The 15,541-nt window shown below is 43.4% G+C and carries 15 protein-coding genes; 8 read left to right on the plus strand and 7 right to left on the minus strand.

Translation table 11 applies throughout. The features are described from left to right. The first annotated feature begins 44 nt into the window (after positions 1–44). From H027_RS0101380 to H027_RS0101415, 8 genes are all read left to right on the plus strand, one after another. Positions 45–1,298, plus strand: coding sequence for an MgtC/SapB family protein (locus tag H027_RS0101380; RefSeq protein WP_024870740.1), 1,254 nt, complete (start codon positions 45–47; stop codon positions 1,296–1,298). 132 nt (positions 1,299–1,430) lie between these two features. Then, entirely contained in the window at positions 1,431–1,952 is a 522-nt protein-coding gene (dsbB, locus tag H027_RS0101385; protein ID WP_024870741.1) for a disulfide bond formation protein DsbB, read from the plus strand. A gap of 52 nt (positions 1,953–2,004) precedes the next feature. Beyond that, positions 2,005–2,946 carry an AAA family ATPase gene (locus tag H027_RS0101390; protein WP_038149346.1) on the plus strand — a complete coding sequence of 314 codons (942 nt, stop codon included), beginning with the start codon at positions 2,005–2,007 and terminating at the stop codon, positions 2,944–2,946. Continuing rightward, positions 2,943–3,821, plus strand: a complete 879-nt coding sequence (locus tag H027_RS17365; protein WP_024870743.1) for a DUF58 domain-containing protein — start codon at positions 2,943–2,945, stop codon at positions 3,819–3,821. Before H027_RS0101390 ends, H027_RS17365 begins: the two co-directional genes overlap by 4 nt. Then, positions 3,822–4,286 (plus strand): DUF4381 domain-containing protein, encoded by a 465-nt coding sequence (locus tag H027_RS0101400; protein WP_024870744.1) that lies wholly within the window; start codon positions 3,822–3,824, stop codon positions 4,284–4,286. It begins immediately after the preceding gene. Continuing rightward, entirely contained in the window at positions 4,283–5,227 is a 945-nt protein-coding gene (locus H027_RS0101405; protein ID WP_024870745.1) for a VWA domain-containing protein, read from the plus strand. The genes H027_RS0101400 and H027_RS0101405 overlap by 4 nt, the downstream gene beginning before the upstream one ends. Beyond that, positions 5,220–6,668 carry a VWA domain-containing protein gene (locus H027_RS0101410; RefSeq protein ID WP_024870746.1) on the plus strand — a complete coding sequence of 483 codons (1,449 nt, stop codon included), beginning with the start codon at positions 5,220–5,222 and terminating at the stop codon, positions 6,666–6,668. Before H027_RS0101405 ends, H027_RS0101410 begins: the two co-directional genes overlap by 8 nt. 9 nt (positions 6,669–6,677) lie before the next feature. Then, the gene (locus H027_RS0101415; RefSeq protein ID WP_081741336.1) at positions 6,678–8,285 is read left to right on the plus strand and encodes a BatD family protein; all 1,608 of its coding nucleotides are present in this window, start codon (positions 6,678–6,680) and stop codon (positions 8,283–8,285) included. 80 nt (positions 8,286–8,365) lie between these two features. Here H027_RS0101415 and ihfA read toward each other — a convergent pair whose 3' ends face one another. The 7 genes from ihfA to thrS form a co-directional block, all read right to left on the minus strand. Further along, positions 8,366–8,683, minus strand: a complete 318-nt coding sequence (gene ihfA, locus H027_RS0101420) for an integration host factor subunit alpha (protein ID WP_024870748.1) — start codon at positions 8,681–8,683, stop codon at positions 8,366–8,368. Positions 8,684–8,685: 2 nt separating this feature from the next. Then, on the minus strand, positions 8,686–11,076 hold the full coding sequence (gene pheT / locus H027_RS0101425; protein ID WP_024870749.1) for a phenylalanine--tRNA ligase subunit beta: 2,391 nt from the start codon (positions 11,074–11,076) through the stop codon (positions 8,686–8,688). A 12-nt stretch (positions 11,077–11,088) separates the two neighbouring features. After that, positions 11,089–12,072 (minus strand): phenylalanine--tRNA ligase subunit alpha, encoded by a 984-nt coding sequence (gene pheS, locus H027_RS0101430; RefSeq protein ID WP_024870750.1) that lies wholly within the window; start codon positions 12,070–12,072, stop codon positions 11,089–11,091. Between the two features lie 270 nt (positions 12,073–12,342). Continuing rightward, positions 12,343–12,699 carry a 50S ribosomal protein L20 gene (gene rplT, locus H027_RS0101435; protein WP_024870751.1) on the minus strand — a complete coding sequence of 119 codons (357 nt, stop codon included), beginning with the start codon at positions 12,697–12,699 and terminating at the stop codon, positions 12,343–12,345. Positions 12,700–12,714: 15 nt separating this feature from the next. Then, on the minus strand, positions 12,715–12,912 hold the full coding sequence (gene rpmI, locus H027_RS0101440) for a 50S ribosomal protein L35 (RefSeq protein ID WP_024870752.1): 198 nt from the start codon (positions 12,910–12,912) through the stop codon (positions 12,715–12,717). A 92-nt stretch (positions 12,913–13,004) separates the two neighbouring features. Beyond that, positions 13,005–13,544: a translation initiation factor IF-3 gene (gene infC, locus H027_RS0101445; protein WP_081741337.1), complete on the minus strand. Its 540-nt coding sequence runs from the start codon at positions 13,542–13,544 to the stop codon at positions 13,005–13,007. Between the two features lie 3 nt (positions 13,545–13,547). Further along, on the minus strand, positions 13,548–15,476 hold the full coding sequence (gene thrS, locus H027_RS0101450) for a threonine--tRNA ligase (RefSeq protein WP_024870754.1): 1,929 nt from the start codon (positions 15,474–15,476) through the stop codon (positions 13,548–13,550). Between the last annotated feature and the right edge of the window lie 65 nt (positions 15,477–15,541).

Raw genomic sequence — 15,541 nt, forward strand, 5'->3', positions numbered from 1 at the left:
GAACGGATAGCTTTTCTGTATTTGCTGTCGTTTGGAGATAACACATGACGTATTTTCCTTGGTTATCCCCTGATGGGGAACGTATGGTATTCGTCTTATTTCTTTCGTTCCTCATTGGCTTGGAACGAGAAGAACGTAAATCTCACGACAGTTATGCCTTCGGAGGCGTTCGTGCTTTTCCGTTAATAGGTCTAATTGGTTATGCCATGGCCGCACTATCTAATGGAGAGTTATTACCTCAGGTTCTGGGTTTTGCGGTAGTCGCCGGATTTCTTGTCATTTCATATTGGCACAAATTATCTAGAACCAGCGCATCGGGCGTGGCTTCAGAGATGTCGGGGTTGGTCACTTATCTCGTCGGTGTCTTGGTTTATCGGGAAATGTTTTGGATTGCGACCACACTGACGGTAGCCAGTCTCTTACTACTGGAACTTAAAGCTCGCCTAGAAGCATTGGCACAACGCATTGAAACCACAGACATTTTAAATTTTGCCAAGTTTCTTTTGTTATCTGCTGTGATTTTACCCTTGTTACCGGATACGCCGTTCAGCAAATTCCAAATAAATCCTTTCAAAATATGGTTAGTCGTCGTCGCTGTAAGTGCCGTGTCCTATGGCAGTTACGTGCTGCAACGCCTGACCAAAGGTCAGGGTGGCATTTTATTGTCAGCACTGCTTGGCGGTGCATACTCCTCCACCGTAACAACGGTCGTTCTTGCTCGCCGAGCCAAACAGGAAGAACAGGCCTATCTGTTTTCAGGCAGTATTCTTATTGCTTCTGGGGTCATGTACTTACGCTTGGCGATCCTACTTGCGCTATTTAATCGAGAATTAATGAGCCTGTTAGCGCCACCATTTATGATTTTGGCGGTGGTTGCAATCGTTACCGGGTGGTTATGGTCAAAGCTCGAAGACAAAACAGCATTGAAAGAACGAGATACTTTTGAAGCGAAGAATCCGTTGGAAATCAGTACAGCACTCTTATTTGCTGCACTTTTTGTCACCATGTTAATTGCAACACATCTGGCGATCACATATCTTGGTGAAAACGGCGTATACACACTGGCTTCGATAATGGGTGTGACAGATGTTGATCCCTTCATTATGGGTATGACGCAAGCAGACCCTTCGTTAACCCCCATACATGTTGCTGCATCCGGGATTTTGGTAGCGGCAGCCAGCAACAACGTTGCAAAAGGTATTTATGCCTATGCTTTATCATCACGCCGCGTTGGTATGCAAAGCCTGTTTTTTCTGCTGGCATTGGCCTTGTGTGGTTTAATACCGATGTTTCTATAAGTGATGTTATTAACCAACCGAGATTTTCGCCCATGCAGGCCGTCCAAATAAATATCTAATTACGACCTTTTTCTTCCCTTTTTTTCTTATCTGTATTTAAATTCCAACTATCTGAAATTTTGGAATATTCCGATGATAGAGTTTATTCGAAAAATTACCCAAAACCGCATAGCATGGGCTATCTTGTTTGGTTCAACCCTCTTTCTTGAAATTTGTGGCATGGTTTTTCAACATGTCATGGGGCTTCAACCCTGCGTCATGTGCATTTATCAACGCATCGCGATTTTGGGTATTATGAGTGGTGCCATAATTGGTTTTCTTAACCCCAAAAATCTGCTTGTTCGCTGGAGTGGCTTATTGATCTGGGCTTACTCATCCGTAGAAGGTTTGCGTCTTGCCTTACGTCATACTGATATCCAGCTTCACCCTTCGCCATTTAATACTTGCGATCTGTATGTTGCCTTTCCACAATGGTTGCCGCTGGATCAATGGATGCCTTGGTTTTTTAAAGCCACAGGTGATTGTTCTGAAATTCAATGGCAATTCTTGACCTGGGTCATGCCACAATGGCTAATTGTTGCTTTCGGGATTTATACAGTCACTAGTTTCATTGTGATTGCCAGTAATCTAATTAAAGGACGGTGCTGTGGATAATATATACAACGAACAACAGCCAACAATAACGGAAAACGCTTGTCTTGCAGGCATAGCAACAGTAAAACAATTTCTAAACCAGCAAATTATTGGTCAGCAACACCTGATCGATGGTTTGTTAATTGCGTTGCTGGCTGATGGACATATTCTTGTTGAAGGCCCCCCAGGATTAGCAAAAACGCGTTCCATCAAAATGCTGGCCAGTTGTGTAGAGAGTCACTTCCACCGAATCCAGTTCACACCTGATTTGCTGCCTGCAGATTTAACTGGGACTGAAATATACCGTCCACAAAACGGCACATTTGTATTTCAACCGGGTCCGCTCTTCAACGAAATAGTACTGGCGGACGAAATTAATCGTGCGGCCGCCAAGGTCCAGAGTGCTTTATTAGAAGCCATGGAAGAAAGACAGGTTACGATCGGCCGAAAAAGCTACCATCTGCCGCCATTGTTTATGGTCATGGCGACACAAAATCCATTAGAGCAAGAAGGCACATATCCTTTACCTGAAGCTCAGTTGGATCGGTTCATGCTGCATCTAGAAATCGACTACCCTACTGCAGCCGATGAGCTGAATATATTACGACTCAATCATGCTGAAAGCCGGGCAGAAGAAACACCTGATGCACCCAAACTCACCCAGCTTCAGATTTTTGCCTCCCGGCAATATGCGTTGCAAGTGATCGCATCAACGCCGATTGAAAACTACATCGTCAATTTGGTGACAGCGACTCGCCATCCACAAGCGTATGATCCAGATCTGGCCCGATGGATAGCTTATGGTGTTAGTCCGCGTTGCAGTATTGCTTTATTGCGATGCGCCCGTGTGCGTGCATGGCTGGCGGGAAGAAACTACGTCACGCCTGATGATATACAATATTGCATCTACCCTGTCATGCGGCATCGACTCATACTTACCGTTGAAGCTGAAGCAGACGGTATTACTACTAAAGATGTCATATCCTTGCTACTTCAAAAGGTTGTTGTGGCATGAAATTAAACGACGGCATTACGCTCACTCTGGACGATTTACTGGCTGTTTCCGTTAATGGGAGTCGTATTGCCGCTCGTCTTTCCGATGGCTGGCGCACGGGTGCACACCTTTCACGTAAAAAAGGACGCGGCATGGAATTCGCCGAGGCGCGTCCTTATATGATTGGTGATGATGTCAGGAATATGGATTGGAAAATAACCGCAAGAACCGGAAAGCCACATACTAAACTGTTTCGGGAAGAGCGCGATCGTTCAGTTTATATCTTATTAGATTTATCCCGAGAAATGTATTTCGGTTCAAAAGGACAACTAAAATCACGATTAGCATCCTTAGTTGCTGCTGCAGTGGCTTGGTATGCCCTAAAAAATGGTGACAAGGTTGGCGGTTTGATATTGAGCGGAGACCGTACGACCATACAATCCCCGATAAGTCATCGCAAAGGAGTTTTGTTATGGTTAAAAAAAATTATCGAAATATACACCGCAGGATTACACCACAAACCATCTCCTAGCGATTTGAATGAATCACTGAATACCCTTGGCAATATGTTACGGCCAGGAGCACGGCTTGTGGTCATTAGTGATTACTATCAATTATCCCCCAAAGCATTTTTAATGATCCGTTATCTCAGAAAGCGTCATGAAGTTAATCTTATCCAAGTTTATGATGCATTAGAGCGACATATAGAAGGCGACGGAATCTTAGGGGTAACCAATAATAAAGAATCAGGTCTCTTACTTGCTGATGATGAGTTCAGAAATGATTTCTCCCGCGTGGCTAGTTTTCGACAATTTGAACTGGAAAGAAAGCTCTGCAGTAATAGCAAGCAGTTACTCGCATTTGATGCATCTAAATCATTAACAGAACAACTATAAATGAAAGCGCCGATTGATAAATTACACGACATTTTACCCGGGCCTGATATTGATGCCTTCAATAAGAACAGCATCATTTTTATTGCTATTTTTATAGCGATAATTTTGATTTTTTTATTATACACCACTTATACAAAAATCCCGCAATACAAATTTCATTTACACGCAAATCGTGAGTTACGATATATCTTCAAAAATAAGCAAGACAAGTACATCCCTTGCATTAATATCTTTCTAAAGAAAAGTGCATCTCATTTTTGGGAACGTGAAAAATTTGCAAAATTACATACCAGAGAGTGGCTCCAATTTCTTGATAATCATTCATCTTGCAATTTTCTTCAATATGCAGAAAGTTGGGAAATTTGGTCGTATTCTGTAATTACGCCTTCAGATAAAGAAAAAAAGGCTATTTACAATGAATGTAAACGATGGATTAAAGCAATAAAAAATAGGAGACCATTGTGATCACTTTTGCTTGGCCATGGTTTGCCTGTATCTTACCTTTACCGCTTTTTGTCTGGTGGTTAATCAAACCGAAACAAAACCAGCATCTGATTATATATGCGCCAACACTCCCCTATTTTTCCAAAAAACTCACAGGAGATACACCCCGTCATTTTTGGACTCGCATATTATTAGTCCTCTGTTGGATATTACTGGTCATTAGTTTATCTCGCCCTCAATTACTAGATAATCCTATTGTACAGACATCTCCTTCTCGTGATTTGTTGTTGGCCATCGACTTATCAAAAAGTATGCAGATCAAAGATATGTCTTTGAATGGCCAGCCAGCTGAACGACTGGAGATGGTTAAATCTTACTTACAATCATTCATTAAACAGCGTCAAGGCGATCGCATCGGAATTATTCTTTTTGCAGATCATGCTTATCTGATGGTGCCATTTACTCAAGACTGGCAAGCGGCAAGGCAATTGCTCAGCGAAGTAAATTATGGCCTTGCAGGTCAATTCACAGCGATTGGGGAAGCGATCACTCTTGCCGTCAAACGCACGCTACACGAACCAATTAAAAACAAAATCTTAATTTTATTGAGTGATGGCCGGGATACAGTCAATACCCTTCAACCTCTTGATGCAGCCGCATTAGCTAAAGCCAGTGGGTTAAAGATCTATACAATAGGAATAGGATCAGACCCTAGCGAAACTCAAACTGAAAGCGATTTAGACGAAACCACTCTAGAATCAATAGCAACTATGACTGGAGGGCAATATTTCAGAGCACGCAGTGAGCAGGATTTATCAGAAATATATCAACAAATAAATCTTATTGAACCGCTATCACTAAAAACAGTAACCTATCAACCATATAAAGAATTACTGGTGTGGCCGCTCTCCTGCCTAGTAGGTCTCATGATGTTATTGCTTTGGATGTTAAAAAATGACTGATATTATTTTTCTGAGACCCTATGCATTTGCATTAACAATTCCATTATTCATATTGTTTTATTTCGTGTCGTCAAGAAAGAAAAAACAGCAAAGTTATATTTCATTGCATTTATTGTCATATCTAACCCAAAGCACACCTCGCGAATCGAAAATAAATATTCCCTTGTTATTATTTGTTTTTTGCATTTTATCAATTATAGCCCTTGCAGGTCCTGCACTACCGCAAAAAACAACATTAGTAAAAAGCAATACCTACAGTATTGTCTTGGTTGGCATGGATAAAACAATGTATGCGGATGATATTAAACCATCCAGACTGATACTAACAAAACAAAAAATAGATCATTTCCTGACAGTAAATCCTTCAACCAATACTGCTTTAATTGCTTTTTCCGGTTCTGCACATATTATTTCACCGTTTACTGATGATCATGGCACTCTTATTCATTTCATTGATGCGTTGAATCCATCAATTATGCCAGAATCCGGCTCGAATATAGTAGAAGCAATAAAACTTGCTGCATCAATGGTTTCCACTCTGAAGCAAAACACCCCCATAAAAATCATTCTCGTTACTGACCAACTGACCAGTTTACAGTCTGAAAAAATAGTCAGTTACATTAAACCTCTCGGTTGGCCAATAGATATCGTATCAGTTGGCACATTGACAGGCTCCGTAGCACTCTTACCCTCTGGTGGTTTATTACGAACCCCTTCAGGTCAACTTATCGTAGCTAAAACACCAATGGCTGTATTAGCTGATACTGCAAATAGGCTTGGTGGAAAATTAATTGACATTAAGAATCTAGATAAAATTGAAATAAATGATAGTTTTAGTGCAAAAAATAACGCGTCTAAAGACATCATTATATATAAAGAAATTAGTTATTATTTTTTGCTTCCACTCATCATATTAGCCCTATGTTTCCGCCAAGGTTATATATTGTGTCTTGTGTGTCTGCTTTATACTCCAAAACAAATTTATGCTAAAGATTTAGCAATGGATTTATATAAGCAAGGCCACTATCAGCAAGCGGGAGATGAGTTTCAAGACTATACATGGAAAGGAAACGCCATGTACCGCTCGGGAAATTTTGAAAAAGCCATTCAATTCTATGAAAAAGTAAATACTGCAACGGCATATTATAATAAAGGGAATGCGCTTGCCCATTTGGAAAAAATAAAAGAAGCCATCACAGCATACAATCATGCTCTCCAACTCAACCCTCAATTACAGGAGGCAAAAGATAATAAAAAGCTTCTTGAAGACTGGTTAAAGAATCAATCATCAGAAAACAAAACGGATGAAGCAATTACAGAGTTAGAGAAAAAAAATGGTAACCTTGAGAAAGCTCTTAATTTTTTAAGAGCACTGCCTGAAGAGCCTGGCAATCTGTTGCAAAAACGATTACAACTACAACAAAAGAACAAATCTAACTAGGTCATAGCCATGAAACTTATTCGTATGAACTTATATGGCTTGGCATTTTTTTGCGGCATTTCATTGTGTTCATCGCAAGTCTTAGCTGTTCAAATATCCAGCAAAATTGACAATCAACAGATCTCCTTAGGTCAAAGTTTCACTTATACTATTACCGCCGATGAAAACCTTAGCAATGACGCGTTAGATATTCGCCCCCTTTTTAAAGACTTTATCATTGGTAATCTGCAAATTACCCATCCCAGCACAACAGAAACTGTCTGGATAATCCCACTACAACCGGTTGCGGCAGGTGATGTCATCATTCCCGCATTACAAATTGCAGATACGCAATCTGAACCGCGTACACTTAATGTAATAGATGGAAACACACAAAGTCCATCTAACAACACTGTATCTACAGCGTCAGAGTCAGAGCTTATACCTCCGCCTCATTTGATAGAATCTCAAATCAGTACAAATACGGCCTATCCAAATGAGATAATTAATTATTCCGTCACACTGGTTAAACGGGCAGATCCTGAAAATAAGCCCCCTATTGTGCCTTCAGTCAAGGAATTAACAATCGTTCCTGTTGGCCAACCAACTGAAGACAAAGAAATATTTGCTGACCATTATCAGGAAACGTTAACCTATCAATATATTTTAATTCCGAAAACGACTGGCACCATAAACGTACCCGGCTTTGCTATTGCCTCTGATAACACACAAAAATCAGCCGATCAGATTATCGAAATCAAACCAATTCCCACATCATTTCAGGGAAAAGATAATGATTGGTTGCCCAGCGAAGGAATTACACTGGAAGAACGTTGGGAGCCACAAACCAGCTATGCAAAAATAGGACAACCCATAACTCGTATTATTACTTTAACAGGCATAAATAATACTCCTGAACAATTGCCCTCATTAGCTTTACCTGAATTGTCGAATGTTCGTGTTTATAGTGATGGGCAGAAAAGTGATCAACAATTACAAAATGGTATGTTAGTCAGTCAAAAAACCTTCAAGCAAGTTTTTGTGCCTGAGAAAAATACCGCATTTGTTGTACCTTCACTCACATTAAATTGGTGGAACACCATTAGTGATCGCGCCCAAGTTGCGACATTGGACGAACGGAAATTTCAGGCGTCAGTGATCAAGGAAACTAAATCAGTTACAGTCACCACCCCTGCAATATCAAAACATATAACAGCCTCTCGCGATTGGCATTTTATAATATCAAAAATACTTATCACACTCGGCTTTTCCATTGCCATGACAACGCCTGTCATTGCTGTCATTTGGTATAATCGGAAGAGAATACGGGCTCGACGTAAGTTGAATCTGTATTGGCAGGATCTGCAGCACGCCTGCATCAATAATGATGCTATGCAGACTTATCAAGCTCTGCTAGCTTGGGCTTCTTGCCGCTGGCAAATGATATTCACTAATGTTGAAATGCTGCCTTTCTACTCAATACTGAAAATAGAATTAGATTCATTGCAGTCAGCCTGTTTCAGCGAGGAAACAACAAGCTGGAATGGAAAAAAATTAGCGCAAGTTTTACGGCGAGTTAAAAAAATACAAATAAAATCAATACCATCAGAAGCCCGCACTGATGAGTTCAGCTATTGATATTTTCATCACCGATCTCGAAGCTCTGTGTATTCGGTGAACAGTCGGAAATAAAAAAGGCCAGTTACACTGGCCTTTTTTTATTCATCGTCAACTTCGTCGTCTTCAACAGGTCTCGCATGCTCAACCCGTGATTTTAACTTTTGACCTGGGCGGAAAGTAACCACCCGTCTGGCTGTGATAGGGATATCCTCACCAGTTTTTGGATTTCGACCCGGCCGTTCATTTTTTGTCCGGAGTTCGAAATTACCAAAGCCAGATATCTTCACCTGCTCGCCATTTTCAAGGGCCAAGCGGATATCTTCAAAAAACGTTTCAACCAATTCTTTGGCGTCACGTTTGCTTATTCCCAACTCAGTAAAGAGATGTTCTGCAATATCGGCTTTGGTCAAGGCCATAGCTAGTCCCTCAAAGTAGCATTGAACTCTACTCGGAGTGCTTCAACAACACGTTCCATTGTTTCGGCAATCTCCTTATCTTCCAGCGTACGTTCTACATTCTGCAGAACCATACTGAAGGCCAGACTTTTTTTCCCATCCGGCACACCAGTACCCTGGTATGTGTCAAATAAGTTTATGCCAACTACATGATTTCCGCCAACTTTTCTTGCAGTTCGAAGAATATCATCTGCAGAAATTGCTTGGTCGACCACAATTGCCAGATCGCGACGGTTACCAGGGAATTTTGATACTTCAGCAAAAACTGGGATATTTCTCTGCAGAATCGCAGCTAATTCCAGTTCAAATACAATGGCTTTGCTCTTCAGTCCCAGTTTTTTCTCCAGTGATGGATGAACCACACCGATGTAACCTACTGATTTACCATTGAATTCTATTGAAGCTGATTGTCCAGGATGCAAAGCTGGATGTTCACAACGCACAAAACGATAAGCCTCAGCATTCGCCGTCAGTTCCAATAATGCCTCGACATCGCCTTTCAGATCGAAGAAATCAACCGCACGGTTAGCAATTGTCCAACTTTCATCTGCCGCATTACCAGTAATAACCCCAGCCAGCATTGCTTCCTGACGAATACCATTTTCTGCACTAGCATCGCGAATAAAACGCAGGCCAGATTCAAACAGACGAACACGACTCTGTTGGCGATTTTGGTTGTAAACCACGGCGCCCAGCAGGCCCGGTAACAAAGACACACGCATCGCCGACATATCCGACGCAATCGGATTTGGCAGAACGATTGGATCCGCAGTTGGTTCTAGCAATGACAGAACTTTAGGATCAACAAAGCTGTAGGTAATGGCTTCTTGGAAACCACGATCAACCAACAGATCACGCAAGCGTTTCAGCGGTTGTTCGGCCTCTTTATGCTCAGACATGGTCAAATGCGCTTCTGGGGCAATATTCGGAATATTGTCATAACCGTAAATACGCGCAATTTCCTCAACCAAGTCTTCTTCAATAGCTATATCAAAGCGCCAGCTTGGAACAGTTGCCTGCCAACCGGTGTCTGTCGCAATGACAGCTAAACCCAGACGAGTCAGAATATCGGTGACTTCCGCATCATCGAACGCCATACCAACCAGACGGGTCAGTTTTTCACGACGCAGTGATACCGTTTTAATTACTGGTAGTGCATCTGTTGTTGTCTGATCAATAACAGGACCACAGCTACCACCACAGATCTCCAGCAACAACGCTGTAGCACGTTCCATGGCTTTATACTGTACCTGTGAGTCGACACCACGCTCAAAACGATGGGATGAATCAGTACGCAGACCATAGGCACGTGCACGGCCTGTGATAGACAACGGTTGGAAGAACGCACATTCCAGCATAATGTCAGTTGTCGTTTCAGCATCAACTCCGGTATCAGCTCCACCGAAAATACCCGCCATCGCGATCGGACCACGATTGTCCGCAATGATCAATGTATCGTCACGCAGAGATACTTCCGTTTGATCCAACAATGTCAGTTTTTCACCAGCGGTCGCACGACGAACCTGAATTGCTCCCTGCAACTTAGCCAGATCGAAGGCATGCATCGGCTGGCCCAGTTCCAACAGGACATAGTTTGTAACGTCAACAATCGGATCGATAGAGCGCAGCCCACAACGACGCAGACGCTCCTGCATCCATAATGGGGTTTCCGCTTTTACATTCAGACCACGCAGAACACGACCTAAATAGCGCGGGCAATCTGCGGTAGCTTGAACATTAATTGGATAGATATCGGTCAGAGTAGCTTCAACAGCTTTAATTTCCGGCTCTTTCAGCTCACACCGGTTTAATACTGCAATTTCCCGAGCCAGACCCAGCATACCCAAACAATCAGCACGGTTAGCCGTCAGGTCGACTTCGATACAAGAATCGTTCAGCGACAAGTATTCACGAACATCAGTACCTATTGGCGCATCAGAAGGCAGCTCAATAATACCGCTGTGATCAGAACCGATGCCTAATTCAGCGAATGAACACAACATACCGTGAGATGGCAAACCACGCAGCTTCGCTTTTTTGATAACAAAATCGCCGGGTAATACCGCACCAACGGTAGCAACCGCAACCCGTAACCCTTGACGGCAATTTGGTGCACCACAAACGATATCCAGCAGTTCGGATTCACCAACGTTGACTTTAGTGACACGAAGTTTGTCTGCATCTGGATGCTGAGCACATTCAACGACTTCGCCGATAACCACACCGTTAAATGTACCGGCTACAGGCTCAATGCTATCGACTTCAAGGCCAGCCATTGTGATCTGTGCGGCTAGCGCTTCTGCAGACAAGGAGGTAGGAACCAGCTCATCAATCCAGGCTTTATTGAATTTCATGTTGATTGATCCTTATTTGAACTGCTTGAGGAAACGAAGGTCATTTTCGAAGAACGCACGCAAATCGTTCACGCCGTAGCGCAACATCGTCAGGCGTTCCACCCCCATTCCGAAGGCAAAACCAGAATATTTTTCAGGATCAATCCCAACTGAACGCAGCACATTCGGATGCACCATGCCACAGCCCAGAACTTCCAGCCAGCGTCCATTTTTACCCATCACATCCACTTCAGCACTTGGTTCTGTGAACGGAAAGTAAGATGGACGGAAGCGGATCTGTAAATCTTCTTCAAAGAAGTTACGCAGGAAATCGTGCAGAATACCTTTCAGATTAGAGAAACTGATATTTTCATCAACCAGCAAACCTTCAACCTGATGGAACATCGGAGTATGTGTCTGATCATAGTCATTACGATACACTCGCCCAGGCGCGATGATTCGGATCGGCGGCTGCTGTTTTTCCATCGTACGGATCTGCACACCAGAGGTATGAGTACGTAACATCAGTGTAGGATTGAAGTAAAAGGTGTCGTGATCAGTACGTGCAGGGTGATGACCAGGAATATTCAATGCGTCAAAATTATGGAAATCATCCTCAATTTCAGGACCATATTCAGCACTGAAACCTAACTCACCGAAGATCCGTTCAATGCGTTCAATGGTGCGGGTAACTGGATGAATACCACCATTTTCAAAGCGACGACCAGGTAAAGAAACGTCTATGGTTTCTGCTGCCAGCTTCTTCGACAACTCAGCGGTTGTTAATGCTTCCCGACGTTCATTTAATGCATTTTGCGCTTTTTCTTTCGCCTGATTGATCAGTTGCCCTGCGGCTGGACGTTCTTCAGGAGATAAACCAGCCAAAGCCTTCATCTGTTCAGTAAAAACACCCTTTTTACCGAAATATTCAACACGTAATGCTTCTAAAGCATTATTGTCTGTTGCTTCGGCAATTTTCGCCAGAGCACTGGCGACCACTTCTTCTAGTTGCTGCATGTTTCCCTCATTACCCTTGTCCGTACAAGGTTTTGTTCTGCAGATTTTTGCTCTGTCGAGCGATAACCAATTATGCGTTGATCATAACCGCCTAGTATAAATCGGGAATTAGGTGATCAAAAGGCTGAATCACAGATTCAGGTGTTATGAAGACGATTAACAGGCAGTTCCTGAGTCAGGAAAAGATAAACAGGGCAAATATCAATAAATTGGCCAGAAATAGAGATAAAAAAAGGGAGGCAAATTGCCTCCCTCTTCGCACTTGTTCAATTAAACCAGAGCGGCTTTCGCTTTCTCTACCAGAGCGGTAAAGGTCGCTTTGTCATGAACTGCGATATCGGAAAGGATCTTACGATCGATTTCGATAGAAGCTTTCTTCAGACCGTTGATGAAACGGCTGTAAGACAGACCGTTTTGACGAGCTGCTGCATTGATACGTGCAATCCACAGTTGACGGAATTGACGTTTCTTCTGACGACGGTCACGGTAAGCATACTGACCAGCTTTAGTAACTGCTTGAACAGCTACGCGGTAAACACGGGAACGAGCACCGTAGTAACCTTTAGCCGCATTCAGAACTTTTTTGTGACGCGCACGAGCAGTCACACCACGTTTAACTCTTGGCATTTGTCAATCCTTCCCTTATGCGTATGGCAGCATTCTTGAAACTTGAGCCAAATCAGCTTTGGCAACCATGCCAGGCGCACGCAGGTGACGCTTACGCTTGGTAGTTTTCTTGGTCAGGATGTGACGTTTGTTGGCGTGTTTGCACTTAAAACCACCGGAACCGGTTTTTTTGAAGCGCTTAGCAGCACCACGGTCAGTTTTCATTTTTGGCATTACGAACTCCGCATTGTGTTTGCCAGTAATGTAATCAGGCGAAAAAAACCATCAGATATAAATCTGATGGCCTTTTTACTTGTTTGGCCTAATTACCGTTTTTTAGGGGCCAGCATCATGACGGCTTGGCGACCTTCCACTTTCGGGAAAGACTCCACTACAGCAAGCTCTTCCAGATCGTTTTTAACACGTTCCAGAACATTCATGCCGAGGTCTTGATGCGCCATTTCACGGCCGCGGAAACGCAGCGTTACTTTGGCTTTATCCCCTTCTTCAAGAAAGCGAATCAGGTTGCGTAGTTTTACCTGATAATCACCTTCATCAGTTCCAGGACGGAATTTAATTTCCTTGATCTGGACCTGTTTTTGCTTTTTCTTCTGTTCTTTAACAGATTTACTCTTTTCGTAGAGGAATTTGCCAAAGTCCATAATACGACAAACTGGTGGTTCAGCGGTAGGGCTGATTTCTACCAGATCGACGCCGGCTTTAATTGCAGCATCCAATGCCTCTTCAATAGAGACAATACCGAGCGCTTCACCATCGAGACCAACTAAGCGAATCTCCTTAACACGGATCTCACCGTTGATACGGGTACGTGGTGCTTGTTTTCCAGTTTTCTTTGCGCCGTTTATAGCTTATTCCTCCACAACATTTAATCCACGAGTGCTGATTTCTTTGCGTAACTTCTCGACTAAATCAGTTACTTTGAATTTACCTAAATCAACACCTTTACGGGTTCTTACTGCGATTTCGCCTGCTTCCATTTCTTTATCACCGCAGACAAGCATGTAAGGAACGCGTTTCAAAGTATGCTCGCGGATTTTAAAGCCAATCTTCTCATTTCTCAAGTCCGCTTTTGCGCGAATACCGGATTCATTCAAAGTATTAACTACTTGTTTCACATAATCAGCCTGATTATCGGTGATATTCATCACGACAGCCTGTAACGGGGCCAGCCACAAAGGGAAATATCCGGCCGATTCCTCTGTCAGAATACCGATGAAGCGTTCAATGGAGCCGAGAATTGCACGGTGGATCATCACCGGTACGTGGCGCTCATTATCTTCACCCACATAGGTTGCACCTAAGCGACCCGGTAATGCGAAGTCCAGCTGGATGGTGCCGCATTGCCATGCACGATCCAAACAGTCATGCAGGGTAAATTCGATCTTCGGACCGTAGAATGCACCCTCACCCGGCTGATATTCAAACTCGATGTCGTTGTGTTTTAATGCTTCGCTCAGGGCTTCTTCGGCGCGATCCCACATATCATCACTGCCGATACGTTTTTCCGGACGAGTAGACAGTTTTACTGCGATGTTCTGGAAACCAAAGGTGCTGTAGGTGTCATACACCATGCGGATACAGGAAGATACTTCATCTTGGATCTGGTTTTCGGCACAGAAAATATGCGCGTCATCCTGTGTAAAGCCACGAACACGCATCAGACCATGCAGAGAACCAGACGGTTCATTACGGTGGCAGCTACCGAACTCAGCCATACGCAGTGGCAGATCGCGGTAAGATTTCAGACCCTGATTAAAGATCTGTACATGACCCGGGCAGTTCATCGGCTTAATCGCATATTCGCGGTTTTCAGACGAAGTGGTAAACATGGCATCGGCATACTTATCCCAATGGCCTGAACGTTCCCACAATACGCGGTCCATCATGAACGGGCCTTTGACCTCTTCATAATCATATTCACGCAGTTTTTGACGGATGAAGGTTTCCAGCTCACGGAAAATAGTCCATCCATCGTTGTGCCAGAACACCATACCTGGTGCTTCTTCCTGCATATGGTACAGATCAAGCTGTTTACCAATTTTACGATGGTCACGTTTAGCCGCTTCTTCCAGACGTTGCAGATACGCGCTCAGCTGCTTCTTGTCAGCCCAGGCGGTACCGTAAATACGCTGCAGCATCTTGTTTTTAGCGTCACCACGCCAGTAGGCACCGGAGGTTTTCTGCAGTTTGAAATGATGGCAGAAACGCATATTAGGTACATGCGGACCACGACACATATCAATGTATTCTTCGTGGTGATATAAACCTGGCTGATCATCACGTGCAATGTTTTCATCCAGAATCGCGATTTTGTAAGTTTCACCGCGAGACTCAAAAACATCGCGAGCTTCCTGCCAGCTCACCTTTTTCTTCACGACATCGTAGTCTTTCTGCGCCAGCTCCAGCATACGGGCTTCCAGCGCCTGAATATCTTCTTCGGTCAGAGTTCGGTCAAGGTCGACGTCATAATAGAAGCCATTGTCGATGACCGGACCGATAGCCATCTTAGTCTCAGGCCATAATTGTTTGATCGCATGACCTAATAAATGCGCACAGGAATGGCGCAGAATCTCCAGACCTTCCTGATCTTTGGCGGTAATAATTGATAAGGTTGAATCTGATTCGATCAGCTCACAGGCATCGACCAGCTCACCATTAACGCGACCAGCGATACAGGCTTTCGCCAGACCAGCACCGATGCTTGCAGCAACGTCATAAACTGAAACGGCATGATCAAATGCGCGTTGACTACCATCGGGAAGTGTAATTACAGGCATGATGTATCCTTACAGTGGTGACACACACCAAGTGTCACTTGTTGATATTGAGGTTATGTTGAAAG

The sequence above is a fragment of the Tolumonas lignilytica genome (genome assembly GCF_000527035.1).
GTDB lineage: Bacteria > Pseudomonadota > Gammaproteobacteria > Enterobacterales > Aeromonadaceae > Tolumonas > Tolumonas lignilytica.

Coding starts and splice junctions, on each gene's coding strand:
- H027_RS0101415 (WP_081741336.1), top strand. CDS start 6,678: ATGAAACTTATTCGTATGAACTTATATGGCTTGGCATTTTTTTGCGGC.
- rpmI (WP_024870752.1), bottom strand. CDS start 12,912: ATGCCAAAAATGAAAACTGACCGTGGTGCTGCTAAGCGCTTCAAAAAA.
- H027_RS0101380 (WP_024870740.1), top strand. CDS start 45: ATGACGTATTTTCCTTGGTTATCCCCTGATGGGGAACGTATGGTATTC.
- H027_RS0101400 (WP_024870744.1), top strand. CDS start 3,822: ATGAAAGCGCCGATTGATAAATTACACGACATTTTACCCGGGCCTGAT.
- thrS (WP_024870754.1), bottom strand. CDS start 15,476: ATGCCTGTAATTACACTTCCCGATGGTAGTCAACGCGCATTTGATCAT.
- H027_RS17365 (WP_024870743.1), top strand. CDS start 2,943: ATGAAATTAAACGACGGCATTACGCTCACTCTGGACGATTTACTGGCT.
- ihfA (WP_024870748.1), bottom strand. CDS start 8,683: ATGGCCTTGACCAAAGCCGATATTGCAGAACATCTCTTTACTGAGTTG.
- pheS (WP_024870750.1), bottom strand. CDS start 12,072: ATGCAGCAACTAGAAGAAGTGGTCGCCAGTGCTCTGGCGAAAATTGCC.
- rplT (WP_024870751.1), bottom strand. CDS start 12,699: ATGCCAAGAGTTAAACGTGGTGTGACTGCTCGTGCGCGTCACAAAAAA.
- pheT (WP_024870749.1), bottom strand. CDS start 11,076: ATGAAATTCAATAAAGCCTGGATTGATGAGCTGGTTCCTACCTCCTTG.
- dsbB (WP_024870741.1), top strand. CDS start 1,431: ATGATAGAGTTTATTCGAAAAATTACCCAAAACCGCATAGCATGGGCT.
- H027_RS0101410 (WP_024870746.1), top strand. CDS start 5,220: ATGACTGATATTATTTTTCTGAGACCCTATGCATTTGCATTAACAATT.